Source organism: Deltaproteobacteria bacterium CG11_big_fil_rev_8_21_14_0_20_42_23 (assembly GCA_002796345.1).
Classification (GTDB): Bacteria; UBA10199; UBA10199; order 2-02-FULL-44-16; family 2-02-FULL-44-16; genus 1-14-0-20-42-23.
The window spans coordinates 1-17940 of the sequence record PCXC01000066.1; the positions used below are offsets into that span (position 1 = coordinate 1).

General features: G+C 40.4%; 22 protein-coding genes. 2 read left to right on the plus strand and 20 right to left on the minus strand.

Annotated features, from left to right (window positions below; translation table 11 throughout):
* The 3 genes from COV43_07745 to COV43_07755 all read right to left on the minus strand — a co-directional run.
* Positions 1-445 (minus strand): hypothetical protein (locus COV43_07745; GenBank protein PIR24919.1); only part of this gene is annotated, 445 nt, incomplete at its 3' end.
* Between the two features lie 219 nt (positions 446-664).
* The gene (locus COV43_07750; GenBank protein PIR24920.1) at positions 665-1351 is read right to left on the minus strand and encodes a hypothetical protein; all 687 of its coding nucleotides are present in this window, start codon (positions 1349-1351) and stop codon (positions 665-667) included.
* Positions 1348-1761, minus strand: coding sequence for a hypothetical protein (locus tag COV43_07755; GenBank protein ID PIR24921.1), 414 nt, complete (start codon positions 1759-1761; stop codon positions 1348-1350). The genes COV43_07750 and COV43_07755 overlap by 4 nt, the downstream gene beginning before the upstream one ends.
* A gap of 145 nt (positions 1762-1906) precedes the next feature.
* On the opposite strand from COV43_07755, the gene COV43_07760 reads away from it, so the two are divergent.
* A complete protein-coding gene (locus COV43_07760) occupies positions 1907-2173 on the plus strand; it encodes a glutaredoxin (protein PIR24922.1) in 267 nt (88 codons plus the stop codon).
* A gap of 45 nt (positions 2174-2218) precedes the next feature.
* Here COV43_07760 and COV43_07765 read toward each other — a convergent pair whose 3' ends face one another.
* The 17 genes from COV43_07765 to COV43_07845 form a co-directional block, all read right to left on the minus strand.
* On the minus strand, positions 2219-2440 hold the full coding sequence (locus COV43_07765) for a hypothetical protein (GenBank protein ID PIR24923.1): 222 nt from the start codon (positions 2438-2440) through the stop codon (positions 2219-2221).
* A gap of 197 nt (positions 2441-2637) precedes the next feature.
* Complete coding sequence (locus COV43_07770) at positions 2638-3372, minus strand: hypothetical protein (protein PIR24924.1); 735 nt, start codon at positions 3370-3372, stop codon at positions 2638-2640.
* Complete coding sequence (locus tag COV43_07775) at positions 3362-3898, minus strand: hypothetical protein (protein ID PIR24925.1); 537 nt, start codon at positions 3896-3898, stop codon at positions 3362-3364. Before COV43_07775 ends, COV43_07770 begins: the two co-directional genes overlap by 11 nt.
* A 70-nt stretch (positions 3899-3968) precedes the next feature.
* Positions 3969-4523 carry a hypothetical protein gene (locus COV43_07780; GenBank protein ID PIR24926.1) on the minus strand — a complete coding sequence of 185 codons (555 nt, stop codon included), beginning with the start codon at positions 4521-4523 and terminating at the stop codon, positions 3969-3971.
* Positions 4520-6331: a hypothetical protein gene (locus tag COV43_07785; GenBank protein ID PIR24927.1), complete on the minus strand. Its 1812-nt coding sequence runs from the start codon at positions 6329-6331 to the stop codon at positions 4520-4522. The genes COV43_07780 and COV43_07785 overlap by 4 nt, the downstream gene beginning before the upstream one ends.
* Complete coding sequence (locus COV43_07790; protein PIR24928.1) at positions 6328-7083, minus strand: hypothetical protein; 756 nt, start codon at positions 7081-7083, stop codon at positions 6328-6330. Before COV43_07790 ends, COV43_07785 begins: the two co-directional genes overlap by 4 nt.
* Positions 7084-7245: 162 nt before the next feature.
* Positions 7246-7452, minus strand: a complete 207-nt coding sequence (locus COV43_07795; protein PIR24929.1) for a hypothetical protein — start codon at positions 7450-7452, stop codon at positions 7246-7248.
* Positions 7452-7703, minus strand: a complete 252-nt coding sequence (locus COV43_07800; protein ID PIR24930.1) for a hypothetical protein — start codon at positions 7701-7703, stop codon at positions 7452-7454. Before COV43_07800 ends, COV43_07795 begins: the two co-directional genes overlap by 1 nt.
* 10 nt (positions 7704-7713) lie before the next feature.
* Positions 7714-8331, minus strand: a complete 618-nt coding sequence (locus COV43_07805; GenBank protein ID PIR24931.1) for a hypothetical protein — start codon at positions 8329-8331, stop codon at positions 7714-7716.
* A 2-nt stretch (positions 8332-8333) separates the two neighbouring features.
* Positions 8334-9299 (minus strand): hypothetical protein, encoded by a 966-nt coding sequence (locus COV43_07810; GenBank protein ID PIR24932.1) that lies wholly within the window; start codon positions 9297-9299, stop codon positions 8334-8336.
* Entirely contained in the window at positions 9296-10075 is a 780-nt protein-coding gene (locus tag COV43_07815) for a hypothetical protein (protein ID PIR24933.1), read from the minus strand. The genes COV43_07810 and COV43_07815 overlap by 4 nt, the downstream gene beginning before the upstream one ends.
* Positions 10072-10782 (minus strand): hypothetical protein, encoded by a 711-nt coding sequence (locus COV43_07820; GenBank protein PIR24934.1) that lies wholly within the window; start codon positions 10780-10782, stop codon positions 10072-10074. The genes COV43_07815 and COV43_07820 overlap by 4 nt, the downstream gene beginning before the upstream one ends.
* Complete coding sequence (locus tag COV43_07825; GenBank protein ID PIR24935.1) at positions 10782-11861, minus strand: hypothetical protein; 1080 nt, start codon at positions 11859-11861, stop codon at positions 10782-10784. The genes COV43_07820 and COV43_07825 overlap by 1 nt, the downstream gene beginning before the upstream one ends.
* A complete protein-coding gene (locus COV43_07830; GenBank protein ID PIR24936.1) occupies positions 11858-12589 on the minus strand; it encodes a hypothetical protein in 732 nt (243 codons plus the stop codon). The genes COV43_07825 and COV43_07830 overlap by 4 nt, the downstream gene beginning before the upstream one ends.
* Positions 12586-15090: a hypothetical protein gene (locus tag COV43_07835; GenBank protein ID PIR24937.1), complete on the minus strand. Its 2505-nt coding sequence runs from the start codon at positions 15088-15090 to the stop codon at positions 12586-12588. Before COV43_07835 ends, COV43_07830 begins: the two co-directional genes overlap by 4 nt.
* Complete coding sequence (locus COV43_07840; GenBank protein PIR24938.1) at positions 15083-15358, minus strand: hypothetical protein; 276 nt, start codon at positions 15356-15358, stop codon at positions 15083-15085. The genes COV43_07835 and COV43_07840 overlap by 8 nt, the downstream gene beginning before the upstream one ends.
* Before the next feature lie 2 nt (positions 15359-15360).
* Positions 15361-15699 carry a hypothetical protein gene (locus COV43_07845; GenBank protein PIR24939.1) on the minus strand — a complete coding sequence of 113 codons (339 nt, stop codon included), beginning with the start codon at positions 15697-15699 and terminating at the stop codon, positions 15361-15363.
* Positions 15700-15814: 115 nt separating this feature from the next.
* On the opposite strand from COV43_07845, the gene COV43_07850 reads away from it, so the two are divergent.
* Entirely contained in the window at positions 15815-17470 is a 1656-nt protein-coding gene (locus tag COV43_07850; protein PIR24940.1) for a hypothetical protein, read from the plus strand.
* Positions 17471-17940: the final 470 nt, after the last annotated feature.

Consider the following 17940-nt stretch of genomic DNA (forward strand, 5'->3'; position numbering starts at 1 on the left):
TCGACTCAATGTAGTCCATTGCATAGTCTTCAATTGATTCAAAGCAACCAAGATATTGATCTTGAAGCACCTTCTCTACTTCCTCCACTCCTCCGGAGAGATAACTATAGAGAGCTCCCACTAACGTTTCATCATGTGCTTCAATGAGTTCTTTCAGTGTTACTAGCGCGTCAAAGTCTTCATATTCTGATAGCTGAGCCCCTCCAAACCCATCAAAATCATGAATTGCCCACTCTTCAGCAAAGGGCTCTTGAGAAGTTCGTAATATTTTTTGAATGTCTTCTTGGATTTGTTCTTTCGTTTCGACAGGAATCCACGAGCCATGTAACCGACCAGCATTGTAAGATGCAAGGCAAGCAACATAAATTTGAGGCGCATCGTCTTGTTGAAGTGTATCTTCTTTGAGTTCCTGCTTCTGCAATTTGTTTTTGAGATCTTGTTTCATTTGTTTCTCCTTTGTGGTGATGATTGATGTGTTCCCTCACCCATCCAGGGGAACACATCTCGTCACCACGAGCGGAGCTTCAAGGATGACAAGCAAAAGCCGTTAAAGCAGAAACAATGACAACATCTTTTCGTTGGCATTGTTTCTGCTACGACGCGCGGGCAGGCTTGAAAGCGCAGTGGCTGGAGGAAAAAAGATACAACTCGAGAAAGAAATGGCCTACTTTGAGGATGAAGCACAAGCAGAACAACGGGACTGTTTCCGAAGCAGCATATTCCAAATACCAACGGAAATCATGCCCACGATTCCACCGTACAGGAGCACTTGGTTCAACGTTGCTTCAAGAAAAACATATCTTCCGACATAAAGCGCGGCACTCATGATAAGCCCTGCAAGAAATGGGAGAAAACGATGATGTTCTTTCCGATAGGACCAATACAGTCCGAGCAGCGTCAGAAAAATAAAAAAAACTAAAATGGACTGAAGCACCGCAACGTGAAGTAAAAAACCTAATCCTAAAGCCGAAAAAAGTGTTGCCACCGCAGGAATACAGAGTGGACAAAAACCAACGGTGAATGCCGCTCCGAAAGATCCAATACTTGAAAGAAAAGCGCTCTTGCCTTTTTTCTTTCGCTTTGTTTCCTTGCCGACGCCCAATCTTTCTTGAAGCAATTCCCTGCTCGGTAGTTCTAGTGAGCATCCACTGCTTCCTTTCGCGAGCTCTGCTCCAAACACCAGCTCATCCCCTCTGAGAATACTTGGAGAGGAATACTGTTGATATGGATGGTCACGTTCCAAAAGCTCCTGTTTGATCCAGGTAAATGCTACCCCAAGTTCGTCTAACAGCGTCTTCGTTTTTTTGGCATTCGGACAAGCTTCAAAGGTAATAAGAAAAATCTTTTTCATGAGAAAGCCTCCAAGTTTTCAATAATGGGACAAGATTGCGACAACTTATTTTTTTCACAATCAGCAATAAGTTTCTTCAGGTTCTTTTCCATCTTCAGTAACAGCCTGCGTTTTTTCTGAACATCGATCAGTTTTTCTTTCGCCCGTTTACGCACACTTTCGCAACGGTTCACTGAAGACACGCGAAGCGCCAAAAGCTGCTTTATTTCCTCCAGTTTAAACCCCAATTCCTTTGCATGCTGAATAAAATGCAGTGTCTGTACGGCTTCTGCTGAATAAAGGCGATATCCGGATGTGCTCACCCGGCTTGGACGCAAAAGATTGCGGCGTTCATAATAACGAAGCGTTTGAATGTTCACGCCAGCCCGTTTCGCAATCGTTCCGATTTGAAAGAGTGTTTTGGGTTTCATCTTGCCTCCATTCTAAACCCTATATCTTAGTATAGAGTCAAGAAGAACACAAAAATCTACAGAAAAACCAAAAAAAGCCTTGAGTCTCTACCAGAGTAAAGGGCTTACACTTTTCTTAGCAAAACAAACCAAAAAGGAGAAGACGATGAAGAAAAGAAAAGTTGAAATTTTTACGGCGGGATGTCCGATATGCGAACCTGCACTACAACGCATAAAAGAACTTGCTTGTGAACAGTGTGAAATAATTGTTCATGATCTTCACGAAGGCTGTGAAACAGATGAATGCCGAACAAAGGCATATGGTGTCACACGAGTACCTGCCGTTGCCGTTGAGGGAAGTCTTTTAGACTGTTGCCAAGGTGTAGCTCTTTCTGAAGACGTGCTCAAGGAAGCTGGAATAGGGATCTCATAAAAAAGAGAAAGCGAGGGGGCAGCTTTCTCTTTTGATGTTCTGATATTAGGTTTTAGGTTTTGCGTCTCTCACATGTAGCTTGCCATTCAAGGGAAGTGCATCGAGAAAAATATTGAGCGATCCATCTTTATTCACGAAGGCAACGCCGATAGATTTCCAACGTGATTTTCCTTCTTTTTCTTCTTGTACGACGTAAACTTGTTTTGGTGTTTTGTTTTCCATTTTTGATTCTCCTTTGTTTTTTGGGCTTTGTGCCCCCTCACCCAATCACGGGGGCACAAGCACGAAAGCAAACACCTTCTTGAAAGCCTTCAGAAACCATCATGACCATCAAGTACATGACAAAACTTGTTCTGGCGTGTTGCTTGAACATGACGCTGAAGGATCTCAAGAAAAGGTGTGGAAGGAGGAAAAAAGAAAACAACGCGTGTTCAAAACTTCGTGATACAAAGGAAGGGGAAAAACTATGCAGCTTGCAGGAAAGCCTGAGCCAAGAGATTGTGAACCTGGTCATGAAGCGAGTAAACAACCGCCCTTCCCTGCTTTCGGGATCTCACCAGGCCAATGCCTTCGCAGGCTTTCAATTCTGAATAGACAGGCTCATAGCTAAGACCCACTTGTTGGGCAATCTGATGTGCATTGCCTTCTTTGTAGTCAAAAAAATAGCTCAACACTTCAGCACGGATACCAGGGCTAAACAATGCTCGAAGCAAAAGATTTTGATTGTGTTCAAAGACATATGATTTTTCAAAAATAGCCCCACGCTCATCATCCATTTCAGCCGAAATCAAATTCCATTTGTTCCATATCTCTAAGTTATGCCTGCGATGAAATGCTCGAAATATTTTTGATTTTTCAATACGAGTGAAAACAAACTTTTTCTTCTTCGTTTTTTTACAGTATTTGACCACACTCAATAAGAGTGAGCGAGGAAACTCCTCCACAATACTTTCCAGAATAGCCCCAAGCACCGCCGTGTCATCTTCTGCTTTTACCAAACGAATCAAACGTGCCACATTCACCAGGTCATGATGCTTCAACAGCCATCCACGCATCCCAAACAAAAGTCGCGAGCTATCTCTTCCTTCACGTGCAGTTTCAATAAGAGTTTGCTCAAGATCAAGAGAACTTTCACAGGAAAAAGATTTTCCAAACCCAACTCCTAAACGTGACCAGATTGTCAAAAGCTTAGACGTCATAGCCAAGCTCCTCCAAGTAGAGTCTTATTTTCAATGCCGACTTTGCATCAAAACGTCCTATTTTGTCTAAAGATGAAAGAATGATACCAACGTCCTCCTGAAAAATCCCTAAATGTTCAATATCCTGCAAATCACGTTCCCTTCCAGCCACGAGCTTTAATGTTAAAAGATCAGCTTTGCCCAAGGAAAAAACTTCAATCCGTTTCAAGTCAAGAGGAAGAAGTACAAGACGTTGCTCCCAATCATGAGGAAGATAATCAGCAAAACCTTTGCACTCATCATTAAACCAGTCTTCAGGGGCGCCAAGTTCACGCGCTACCTCAAGAGCCGCCTTTTTTATCTGTGCACTCAAAGGAACAGGGGCAATCACATCAATATCGATCGTTGTGCGATTGCTGCCATAAGCAAGGTTTAAGGCCCCACCTCCACAGAGAATGATCCTTTCAGGCGAAGAAAGCCTTTTATCCAGTGCTTTGAGTAAATGCACCATATCTAAGCGTTGTAAAATCATAAGAACATTATACATAAATTATTGCAATATGCAATAATTATTTACCCTTTTGAAATAGCACCATTTTTTATAAGAATTGCAAATTCTATGGCATAAGCTGTAGTGAAGTTGATCGGTCAAAATACTGTTCAGGATCAATTAACTTCTCCTGACGAAAAAGCTCAAAGTGAAGATGTGGGCCGGTGACAAGTCCCGTATCACCAGAGTAGGCAATGGTTTCCCCTTCTCTAACAAATTCCCCCGGATTTACAACAATACGAGACAAATGCGCATATCGTGAACCAGAAATAATTCCTTCATGAGCTAATAAAATTTGTTTTCCATAACCACCATTCCATCCTTCCGATTTTACTCTACCATCCTGAACTGCTCGAACAGGTGTCCCCAGTGGGCAAGCAATATCAACACCTTTGTGCATGAATTTTTTCCCCTTAAGAGGATGAAGTCGTATACCATAATTGCTCGAGACCCTTCCCTGCACTGGTCGAAGCAAGGAAAGAACGCGATCATAATAATTTTTTGCAAGCTCATCAAAATTTTGCAGAACAAGATAGCTCCCATCATACGTTGGATCAGGTAAAGCCTGAGCATGTGCAACAGCCGCGAAAGAAAAAAGAAGGAGAAAGAAAAATCTTTTCATTGATAATAAGCTATCCTTCGCTTTAAAGAATCAAGCTTGTCATTACTTCCAACCTCCTCAAACACTTCAACAAGCGGAGCTTCAGGCTCTTCTTGCAATCGTTGTTTTAAAAAATCGGCCTCACATCCAATATCTAAATAATCACTTTGCATATAAGTAATTCGATCTTTTCCTGTTCGCTTATGCTGCACCAATACACAATAACCAGTTTGTAATTCGGTAATGATGTTAGGATCAATTTGAAATGTTTCTACCCTCCTGGAAGAACCACGTCCTGTAAAACTTTCCTGACGACCATCATGTTCTGTCTGATGCGTAAATTTTTCCACTTCAATTGTCCCTCCCATTTTCGTAATTAAATCACGTGATGTTGCGGAATTTTGTCGAAATACCATTCGAGTATTTGTATTATCAAAAATCTGACTTTGAAAACCTTCTGATACTTGCGCCAAATCCCCTAGGGACTGGTGCGCAATGGAGATAGCAATTTTTGATGAGCGTGCTTTATTCAGAAGTTCAATAAAAGCTTCAAAGGCAATGGAAGCAAACTCGTCAATATAGAGCCCAAAAAACTGACGATCTGCAGCAACAGTATAAGCTTGAATTGCATTAGAAACAGACTTGATATCTTGAATAATCATCCGCGCTAAACGAATGGCCGTCTCTTGATAAAGTCCTGTGTGTAATTGAAACAATACAATTTTTCGATTTTGATATATATCAAGAAGATCGATTTCTCCTTTACCATGAGCTAACAAATCTCCGAATTCACTCCCCACCATTGCAGTGAAATCAGCCATGAGTCCTGATAAATCCCGTGTTTTTCCATCAAGCACACTCAAAAGTGATGTAAGTTCATGGTTGATTTTGAGTGCATCAAGCTGCTGCCGAAGTTTATCGATTGATTTTAAATCCCGCATTAAACTCAACAAACGGTGAAACGTAATTTCTTCTCCCAATTGTCTCAGCGCATGACAAAGCTGAAGTGTCGCAATCTCAGAAGTTTTTTTGTAATAAACCTCAGACCACACTTGCGCTGAAATAATTTTATCTTTAACTTCACTTGCATTTCCTCGCCGCAGGGGATTGTAAGTATGTGATCGCTTTGGATCTGAGAGAGAAAAAAAATAAAAATCTTTTTCCCTCCCAGTTGCAACAACAGCCGCGGAAATTTTTTCAAGAAGCGACCTATCTCCTTTCATATCAATGACCGCTGCCCCTCTCCCACGAATAATGTCATGAATTAAAGCCGGGACAATACCACCTTCGGTTTTACCTCCTCCAGTTACTCCAACTATTTGTGTATGTTCCATACGGTTTTCATCAGGAAGAAAAATTTTTTCTCCCGTAAGCGCATTGAGCCCTGCAAAATACGCATCTTTGGGAGCTGTTTTTCTTCCTGAAAAAAATTGTTTCCTGGGAAAGTATTTTAACTGAGGTCGTGAATCTTGCACGTTTCGTTCAATCCACTTCAAAATCGGACTCGTCAAAAATGTGCTCAGAAGAAAGAGAAAAAAAATGCAGAGAAAAAAAGTAGCTACCCCCTGAAAAAGTATTTCAGCTCTTGTCTCTGTTTTTTCCCATGGAATCAAATTATGAACGCTATGTAAAAGAGAGAGAAAGATGTTGCCAAGTTCGTGAGTGTACCAAAACCAAAGTAAAAAGCAGATGGTGGTCAGGAGAAGGAGCAACATCGTTGTATAATACCATGAAGCAAGCTTTGGTAATTTTCGTTCGATAAGTTTTCCGATAGCATGACCAAGATCGAACATCCCCCACCACGCAAAAGGAGTTTCTTGAAAGCTCATGAGCAATTCTCTCCCAGTTCCAAAAGAGAGATGAGTTGATTCTTACGCCAGCCTTTCCAATCTCCAGGAGGAGCAAACTCATCATCAAGTGGAAAAAAAACTAACCTCGAATGGTGTTTTGTTTGCTCACGCAAATAAGAGATCGTTTTTTCATCTCTATAAAAATAGAGTACATAATCGGGTCCCTTATCGGCAGTATAAGTTTGAGCTATCTCATCATATCGAGCCTTACTTTTTTGTGAGAGTTCAACTTCAATAAAACAATCTTTTTTTCCCCAGACTATGGCTCCATCAGGAACACGAGGAAGTTTCTCAGAAACTTGTCGAAATTCACGATCAGCATTCCATTCACTTCCTCCATGTTGTTCTAAATAAAACCGTAATGAGGCGCAGAGAAGGTCATGTTCGATTGTGCTCATATCTAAATCTTGAATGCAGGGAAGATGATCTTGTAGGTTTTTGTCTAGCTCTTTCCATCCTTTTTCTGCAAGGAGGTATACTTTAGATTTTCCTCGATATGGCATTTGTTTCAGAAACCCAGCTTTCACCATTCGGTATAAGCGATGGTACATGGCCCCCTTTTTTTGAGGAGGAAGCTTGAGTTCATCAGGAGCAAAACGAGACAAAAGTTGCTGCAAAGTCAAACATTGTTGCTCCAAAAGAATTTGAAAAAGGATGAGGTCCTGTTCATGAAGTTCAACCTGAGACATAAAGATTTTTCCCCACCATGCTAGAAAATAAACACCCTCCATCAAGGAAGATTATTTTCAGCACCTCATTTCCTAAGCTTTTTTCAGTGTCTCTAATCTATTAAAGACACTGAAAAAACCCATCTGATTAACCATCTTTCCCAAGACATAAAAAAAAATAAAAAATCTCTCTTCCCTTCCCAGCCCCGGAGTAATTCAAATGAATTAAAAACCCGTAGCTTCTCCTGACCACCCCATCCCAAAGTATAACTTTACATTACGTAGGGAGGGGGTGGTCAGGAGATGATGTTTTGCAAACATCGTGCGAAGGGTTTGAAAAATAAAGAATTTTATTTTTCCTCCGGGGCGACCATCTTGTCCAAGCTTTGCAGTGTAAAAACCAACTGCAAAGTTGGAAAGATGAAGATTCATCATACCTTCTGATCCTTTACTCCCTCATTTTGCACTTTTTTAACAGGTATCGGATAAACATATAGACGATCACCTGTGATTTTAACTTCCTGGTCTAAGAGAATGTTATAGGACTCTTTTTCTCCTTTTTTCCCTTCCTGGTGAAACATTCTGCCTACAGTAACCCAGTTTGTTTTTTCCTTTTTAGTCTGTGGGTCAATCACCACCACAGGTTCCTTAAGAAAAAACATCTTCTTCTTTTGTGCTTCCATTGTGTACCTCCTAGAATGTTATCTGAATGGAAAGTGGTACCTGAATCGCAGGCACCACTCCCGTTCGACGAAAACTAAAAAATGGTTTGAGAGCAAGGCCAATAGCCCAACGAAATGTGGGGCGATATTCCAAACCAATACTTGGAACCAAGGCAAGATTAAATGAACTAGAAACAGGAGGAATTGGAAGGGCCCCATTGAAGCGATCTCGATAACTTATGTTTTGACGACGAAAATATTGGAAACCAACAGCAACACCTCCATAAGGTTGCCACTTCCGTTTTCCAAAGTAATACCTCCCTCCAAGGAGCCAATGAAGTGCAAAAACATTTTCTCGAAAGGTGCCATTTGCCCCTTCGATTTGAATGTCTCGATAGGTAAATGGTGATGTTTGAACAAGCCCAACTGCGTAGTCAATTGCGAGATGAGACAACAAGCGATCAAACTGATAGACCCCCCCAATCCCAAACTCTACCCCTGGGGCACCCTGAAGTTTTCCTCCCGTCGGATCTCTGTGCGTTTGATAGACAAAACCTAATTCCGGACCAACTGCAAATCGACCTAACGCAAAAGCGTGGGGAGTTTTCAAAAATAATAACAAAACCAAAAAAAATAAAAAATGTTTCATCGTCATACCTGTTGGTTAATGAGAATTGTAATGGGTGTATTTGCATGAAGCGTAATAACAGGCATCGCTTCCGTACGCTGATAATACTGCTGATCTCGATTCATTTCTCGCAATGTACCTTGATGTGCCCCTCGAAGAGTCAATTCACCAAAGGCTCCTCCACTGGGAGTAAAAACTTGGGTTGCCCCAAGCAAAGCCGACGACACTACACCACGTCCTCGTTGAAGATGCTTTTTCTTCACTTTTCCAGCTATACCTCCAGCACCCTCTTCTCCAAGTGCAATCCCCGAGAAGGACTGAGAAACTCCATCAGGAAAAACTAAGCGGGTGAAGTTTACATGAACACGGTCTTCTATCATGCCTGATGTAACGCCAAAGACTCGAGTCCCTTCGGGAATAACCACCTTTCCATCCCACTCGATAGGTCTCGTAATTTTAGCAATAACTGGAACTGCTCCATCTTGAGTAATGACAGTTTTTTCAAGAATCGCTGGAAGCTCCGTCCCTAAAGGTAATCCGAGAGAAAGAAATCCTTTTGCATATCCTGGTTCAGAAAAAATCATCATGGAATTAGCCTGAACCGGCGGAACTTCCCTTGATGTTTTTTTTTCTTCCTCTGAAATTTTATTTTTTTCTTCCCGTTCTTTCTGACGTTGAAATTGTGATTTATCACGTTCACTTTCTTTTTCTTGTGCAAGACTCAATTGCTCCAAATAATCAGGAGTAATTTCCTCTTGAGGAATAATCCGTTCCATAAGCTGCTCTTCGTACTGCTGAGAAGAAGTTTGTGGGGGTTGTTTTGAATTCGGAAGGGTAAGAAGTACAATGAGAAGAAGAAGTATAAAAGCACCGCCCATAAAAATAAACTGGTGGCTTGAAGGGCTAAAACGCTTTAAAATGGTCTGTTTGCTGTCGTCTTGTTTTTCGACGAGTTCACTTAAAATTTGGTGTTCTCTTATATTACTCATAGGACAAACCTTATCTCAGCAATGTTTTTGTCTTGTTCTTGAAAAGAAAATCGAATTGTCTGATCGTAATCAAGAGAAAAAGAAGGAAAAAAAAGAGTCCCCGTTATTTTTTCCTGTTTGGAGATAACCTCTTTACTCAGAAGTATTTGATGTGGAATTGGTGTGGCCTGCAAAACACTTATTCCCTTTATTCCTCCTAAAGTCAGCCTATCCAAGACCACAGAATTTAATTCAAGAGGTCGAGAACGTTTGTTCTGAAGTGAAAAATGAACGGCAACCATGTTTCCCATGTTCAAAAGATAATTGAGTTCAATGCGAAGACCTTCTTGCTCTACACGTTCTTTTAATCGCTCTACTTTCCACTCTTGACTGAAGAACTGAAAATTCTTTGGAAATGTTTCTTGAAAGTGGGAATTGTTAAAGTCTTTAGAAAGTTTTTTTTCAAAATTTAATTCAACTAAGTTGTCTGATGAGCGTTCAGAGGTTTGTAGATGTAGTGCAATAAGGGTATTATCACGAAGATGTAAAAAAAGATTCCCTGTTGCATGAGCTTGCAAAGGTCTCACCATAATATGTGAGCCTGCTGGTTCAATTTGAAAATAGGGTCGACTCACACCGGTAATTGCCTGTGCTGGCTCAGGGAGTATCAACATACTTTCTTGTAAATATGTTAACGTGATTGAAATTTTATTTGTTTCACTCGGGGTCACTAAAAATTCTGAAGCATGTGCAGCAGTCGCGAAAGAAAAAATTAAGAGGAAGAAAAATGGTTTCATAATCCACCTTCCTCCATTGGTTGAGTTTTATGTTCGCCCAAAACCTCTTGCAAAGGCACTTCCCGCCAATTGAAATTGCTCACAAGCATGCCTTGAGGCATGCGTTCATGACGAGGAACCCGAGCAATATAAAGTTGCCCTAAAAGACCAGTTTGGTCATAGGGAGCATCCTCATGATCGAGAGGTTTCGTTTTTAAAATGCCCCGAACATCCAATTCAAATCCAGCTTGATTGCGTGAGGTAATACGAAGATATTCAATATCAAAAAGACGTTGGACATGTGCTTTTCGTACTTTATATAAATATTTCCCCTCCCGAAGCTTTTTGGTATGTGCATTCTGAAAAGAGCGAGTCATCATATTTAAAGCCCGCGATAGGTCTTTTTCAATTGTGTAACTATTTATTTCGAAAAGTGCCTTGAGAAAGTCTTTAGAAAAGGCGAGCACTTCAACATCATACACTTCATTGTTTTGTTTTAATGAACGAATAGATTCAGCATTTCCCACTTCATCAACCCGTATCACCACAGGGGGTTGTGAAATGACTCGAAAATAAGCACATGTAAGAAAAACAATAACAAAAAGAAATGCAGGAAGAACCCATCGTATGAGAGTTATGGTACTTGCAACATGGACATGAAGTTCTCGTGCATTAACAGGAATACGAGGGAAAAAAACACGAGTACATTTCGATATAAAATTTTTCATTAATTCCCTCTCCGTCTTTGTTGTGTCCAACGGGAACTAGCGGAAAGTTCATTCTTTACGGATGAGGCAATTACTTTTGGAGCTTTAAGGGGGTTTCGCATAAGAACAGCACCGCTATGAATGGCCTGCCCACCCTTTCCCCCCAAACGCCCCCCTGTTGAGAGGATACTCATGGGAAGCTTTAGGGCTGCCAAGGGCCCCGCTCCCAACAAAAAAGAACCCCCCGCGGCAAAAGCATTAGCTGAGCCATTTACAAGAGCAGCAGAAATAAATGGTGTTGCTAAAAGAAAAAATCCGAACAGACAAGATTCAGCCATAAGCTGAAGCGCATCCATGTTTACAAACAAATTCGCTGCGTTATTTGAAAGAATAGAAATATCTGAATTCCCGAGAAAATGAATTGCAGAAAGCAAATGGGCTTTCAAAAAAAAGGAAGCAACAAATGGCCATAGTGAAACAGAAACCACAAACTTCAGCCAGTTCGTAAAACCATTAATGCCCGGAATAATACTAGCTGAAATCATGAAGGGACCAACAACAGCGAGAAAGGTCATCACCACTTCATGCATTGCTTGAAACCATTTATAGGCAAAGAAAAATGCTGTGAGTGAAATATGTTCAAGTGTCATCACTAAAACATATCCAACAAAATTGAAGAAACCTCCTAATGCGAAAATAGCACTCTTTCCACTGATATCATGTTGTTGAAGTTGAAGCGCAAGTGAGCGTTTTTCAAGGCTCTCATTGAGTTCAGATAATGATGGCCCCGGAAGAATACTGTCTGAAAGATGCTGGCCATATGACCAAAGAAAATCCTGAATGTACTTTGCTGAGAGTAAAGCAAGTGCAACTAAAAAAAATCGCATGATAAGATGTGAAAAAGAAAATTCATCTGGAGAAAGTGTAACTCGAACAGCCATCACCAAAAAAGCAATCCCAAGACATAATGCTATGAGACTCCCTCGGACATGCGGGAGACCTCCTCCCTGTTCTAACATATCGAGAAGATTTGCTGCAAAGGCTGATCGACTCATTATAAGAAAGAAAACTGAAAGAAAAAAACTGAAAAAAAACTTCATCGTTCTAATTCCTCCTGAGTACGAAAACCATTGCTCAGCATCTGCAAATAGGCAGAACTAAATTGAACAATACCCTTCTCAACTTGATTGGAATTTAATGCATCTTGTGCTTGCAGCGACAGCATCTGACTTTGGTTTGCTTCTATATTTGCAAGTTGTCGCACTTGAATAGCTTCAGCTTGAGCACTTCGAAGAGCCGCTCTTCCCTCACTCGCAAAATCAAGATCATCAAGAATTCTTTGACCAGTCTCTGCGTAGTTGAGAGATTCATCATAAATGCGCGTCGCATGTTCAAGAGCGTAATGCGCGAGATAATCTTTGTAGGAAAAAAATTCTCCTTCTCCTTTTACTACTCCCCATACATTTTCAATAATGTGTTTTGCTGTTTCTGCATCTTTTGAACGAGTTAATGGGGGAAAGGGAAGCGAATTGTTATCATTAGAAAGAATGTGTTCAATAGCAGCATCACGTTCAATGATGCTGCTCGTTTCCAAATGTAGGGGGTCGTCATATCCTCGACGCATATCGGCAATATGTCGATCTAAATAATCAATCCCTTGAAGGGTACTTTCAAGCGTCATCGCATTACTTTTAATCTCAGCCAAAATCGCAGCAAGAACAGCATCACCAGAGTCTCCAATTCCAAAAACAGCCAAAGCAGACATGGGTATCGAGATTGAAAAGATGATGACCCCAATACGAATACATTTCAGAATTTTTTTCTTCATCCTCGCTCCCTCTTCACTACTGCCTTCGCAGATTCGAGTTCATCTGAAGTAATTCCATGCGGGAAATGCGCTGATAACCAAGAGATGCGCTGATTAAGATCAGCTTCAGAAAAAAGAAATTGGTAAAATTTTTCTAGCTGTAATTCAGGGGGATGAGTCGTACACATCCAATAAATCCAGGGAGTCACTTCCACTTGAAGAACACTATGCTCTTCCCCCACCATGCCAAAAATTTCAGAAAAAACTCCTCTGCGCATACGCAAACCTTTGATTAGTTCAAGCTCCTGAACATTTAATTTAAAAACTTTTTGTAAGAGGGGAAGTTCTTCAATCGTTTTAAGAACAAAACGAATGTCACTATTTTGAATGATAGAAGTTTGAATGGTAGGATTTAAAAAATCATCAAGTTTTTGTGAAATAGAAATAACACTTGAATAACGTTTTCGTGCAGTTCGATACAACTCATCTAATACCGTTGCTGCTGCTGGATCACCAAGGTGTTTCCATACCTCATCGAACAAAATGATTTTTGGACCGTCAACATGACTCACATGAAACCGAATAAGGGTAGCTAAAATCTGCATCACTATTGCTTGCAAGTCCCCTACTGGTGGAATGCCAGCCAAATCAACGGTAACAAGAGGAGCATTAAAATTAATGTGGTGGCTTCCACAAAGAAGTTTCCCTCCTTCTCCTTCAATCCAAAGTGATAAACGTTTAGCAAGATTCAAACACAAAGCTCTGTCATCTTTGTCATCTGATTGTTGAGCAAGTTTCTCAAAGCATGAATACAGACCTCGAAAATGTAATTGATCTTGATTCTCTTGATAGAGCAGTTTGATAGCCTTACGAATATAATGTTGTTGCACTCTGTTTAAATGCTGTTCGCCCTCATCCTTCACCATTCTTTCAACGACACCTGCAAGTTCTCCTAAGTATCCTGGTTCGAGTTCACCACGAAGAGACAAAAATGGATTAAGTGAACAATCCCCATCCGCTTGAAGATCAATGTAAACTCCGCCAAGGAGTTCAGTTAAACGTCGATAGGAACCACCAATATCAACAATAATCATCTTGGCATGAATTCTGGTGTAGTGAAGGAGCAAATACTGTGCGAGAAAACTTTTTCCCCTTCCAGTAGGCCCAAAAATAATTGCATTTGATGCTGCAAGCCTAGGATCGAAAGGATCAAAACCCGTAAGTTCATCGCAACGACTTTTGAATAAAACCACAGGATGAGCGGCTCCGCGAGGATGTTGATAAAGAGGTAAAAGCGAAACTGTTTGCGAAGATATCATCGGGAGAGCACGTTTTGTTCTGACTTTTTCAAACCCACCTGGAAGCATCCCAAAAAAGGAAGCTGGGTAGGAAAACTCTTCCCGCAATTCTTTTGCTTCAGAACACTGATGAACCAAGCTTCTCAGATTTGTTTCTATCTCTTCAATTTCAAGATCGTTTCTCCCCCAAAAATGAATTTGATATGACGTTCGAAACGCCTTATGCTCACCCTCGACTAATCCATGAATTGTTTCTTGTAGAATACGATGTTCATGCTCAGCATGTTCATCTTTTTTTCCACTTGTGGTGAGGTTTGCTTGAACGTTTCTCGCTCTACGTAGTTCTTTTAAAATATTTTCGGGTGAGCAAGCTTCTACTCCAACACAAATATCTAATGGAAATTCGCGCTGCTGCAACAACGGAGACATCGATACCAGGGACTGTCGTTGTGGAATATCCTTTAACGACATTACCCGATGGATATAATCATCAAGTATAAATTCTCTGGGGAAACGTTGCAAAGAGGAAAAAGTTATTTTTTCTCGTACATAACTTTCATTATCATTGTCATCTCGAAACTGAATGTCATAGGGAATATTTTCTGCGCGTCGTGGATTAAGTTGTTGATATAAATATCTGTCGAAATCAATTTGTGTTAACTCTCGTGCATTAACTTGCATTTGAGAAAGTGCTGACTTTATTTGGTCAGCAACATGGTATATACGCTGCGTTTGCGACCTTCTCCACATATTTGTTTTTCGTAATACGTAGGTGCTTGAGCTTCCTCCAAGGATATCTTTTATTTTTGTCCATGTTGTTTTTTCTTCTTTCCGTGTTTCTGGAACCAAGGTTACAAAAAGAAAAACTCGTGAATGCCATATGTTTGAATGAGTTTTATAATGCTGAACCGTCTGTTTCCAAACCTTATCTAAAAAAGGCTCTGGTGACGTATAAGTTGAAAACATTTCAAGCAACGGCGATGAAGGACGAATCTGAAAAACAAACTGGAGAGACACTTTTTGTGGAATGACATGTAAAAAAGAGAGGACCTCTTCTTGAAACTGGAGGCACTGTTCTTCAGAGTAAGCTTCTAGCGAAACTCCTCGCAATTCAAAGCCCGCTGTAACTTTCCCGTCATCATGAAAAAGATAATGTTGATCATATTTCCAATATGGAAGTAAGCGAGATAATACTCCCGCCTCAGTTTGAACTGACTCAGACATTGCTAATATCCTTTCGTTCTGAAAGTGGGAGATACACTTTTTTTCCAAGATGATATTTCAAGCCATCTTCCAACCACTCTGGTGGTTTTTTGGTCATGAGAAGCCTTGATACAAAATAGAGAATGGCGCAAAACGTGGCGACAAACAGAAGTGACTGTGTAAAGAGATAACTGAGAACAAAGGCAAGACAGAGAAAAACGGCATGGGCAAATTCAACCCCAAAAAATTTTGGGCGAGTATTAATCAATTTGTAATTGGTTATTTTCATAGTTAAAATCCAAAAAAAGTTGTTGAACCAGTAAGTGATTGCACAAGTGTAACAATGGCCCGCAAAAGCATGAGCCCCCCTATTCCCACAAAGCCTGTGACTACTCGTGCTTTTGCTCTCTCTCCGTCTTGTCCGTCACTTGCCATTTTGATAAAATTCACCGCGACAAAAATGGAAATAATGCCTATGCCAATGGTCTGAATATAAGTGATTGTCCTATCAACAGTTGAACTCACATCATCTCCTCCAAATCCCCCAATAACTTGAGCAAAAACTTGAGTTGGAGCACTTAAAAATAATATCGTGCCTCCATAATAAATCGCCTTGATGTATCTTTTCATAATGTGTTCTCCTTCTGCTCTTCAAAGAGCAAACAAGGTGCCAAAAAAATGCTTCCTTCTAAGGCATTGAATTTTGGTGGTTCTCGTGGAAAATCATTTCCTCTTTGCACAATATATGCGTCATACTGACACAATGGGCCGACACACTGACACATCATCAGGATTCTGGATTACAGACAGATACTACGCCATTGAATGTATTGGATACGGTGGCATGGGTGAGGTATGGATTGGGAAATCCCATGGGGATCAGGGTTTCCAGCGTATTGTCGCAATCAAGCGAATATTAACAAACAAAAAAAGAAGTGCCCATCTTCACCAATCCATGAAAGATGAAGCTGCCCTTCTTTCTCATCTTACAGCATATCCGAACATCATAAACATCTTCGACCTTCGCTTCGACCAGGGGATTCCCTGTCTTATCATGGAGTATATTGATGGCCCTGAGCTAAAAGATATTTTTGATCATCTCGCTCCGGCTGAAACAACATTACCTCTTCCAGTAACAAATTATATTATGCTCGAGACTTCAAAAGCTTTGAGTTATGTTCATCAGGCTAAAGATCCCCAGACAGGAAATCCTCTTAACATCATTCACAGGGATCTCTCTCCTACAAATCTTCTCATTACGAGCAACGGAATCATAAAGCTTGCCGATTTTGGTATTGCTAAATGGGATCTCCAAACCGTTTCCACCGTCCATGGCGAAATTAAAGGAAAGTTTCGTTACATGTCTCCCGAACAAGCAATGGGAATAAAAATCGACTATAGATCGGATTATTTTTCGCTTGGTTTGATTTTCTATGAGTGCCTCATGGGAACACCTACCTATAACGGAACAAGCGATTCTGAGGTCATTCAGCAAGCTCAAAAGGGATTTGTTGATCTTCAAAATATTGATGACCGCTATCGTCCACTCTTAACAAAACTGCTCCATCCCGACAAGAAACAGCGTTATCAAAACTTAGAGGAATTTCGACGGGATTTAGGAGACATAAGTTTGGAAACAGGAAAGGTTATCACACATGATTCGTTTGCTCGTTTTTTACAGCACCTTCATCTTCCACAGCTTGACTTGGGAACTAAACGAAGAATTCGTGCAGAGCACACTCGTTTAGATAGAACTGGCGCACAAACCACCACAGGGTCTTCTTACAGATTATTTTTAATGCGTCACTGGAGAATATATCTCTCGTTGCTTGTAATTCTAATCGCCATCAGTATTTTGAGTTTAGCTTCATTCTCAAGAACTTCCTCTCCATCTTCTCCCTTAAGAGGAAATGTTGAAATTACCTCAAACCCTGATGCTGTTTCTTTGACCATTCAGTATGATGACACAAAAATTCAAAAAACATCCCCCCTCACCCTGAATGATCTTCCTCTTGAAACGCCCATTATGATTTCAGCGGAAAAAATAGGGTATCAATCAGAAAATAAATCTTTCTCCCTTTCGAAAACTCTCCCGCACAGAGAAACATTATTTCATCTCACTCCCCTTCCTCCTCTCTATGTCCAATTTGTCACAACACCACCATCAGAAGTTTCTATTCCTGGTATTCTTCCATCATTCGACGCTCCATCACCTCGAAAAGAACTTTCTCCAGGAACGTATGATATTATTTTCAGCAATCCCCTCGTTTCCAAATCAGTTCACATAAAACTTGAAGCTCCATTAGGTGGTGAATATCTCTGCAAAGCAAATATGCAAATTGACGCCATCACAAAAAAACCGACTGGGAAAAACCCTTCCGCAACCTGTACAAAACGATAAACCACCTGATGAACTAGGGTCTAATATAGGTTCTAAATTAGGGTCTAAATCAGGTTCATTTTTTACTAAGTGACGATGACCAGAGGCATGATTTTTTAATTCTGAATTTAAACGTGTCTATCTGACACATGGTTGTATCAAGTGACTCACCTTTATCAATCGGCATTCAAACAAAACAGCCATTTTAAGCAAAAATATTGACTTGGCACAAAGCATGTAGCTTAGAAAATTATTCTTTTTTCGAGAAAAGAAACCTGTAAATTTTTGAATGAATGTTTTTCTAAAACAACAAAAATTCCAGACAACAACTAAGCGTTGTTGGATCATGTTCAACAAAACCTTAGTTTCAAGGAGTGCTTTTTCATGACTAATATAGGTTCTAAAATAGGTTCAGTATCTATAAATTATTTAGGTTCTAATCTAGGGTCTAATATAGGTTCTTAAATAGGGTCTTTTTTAGGGTCTAATAT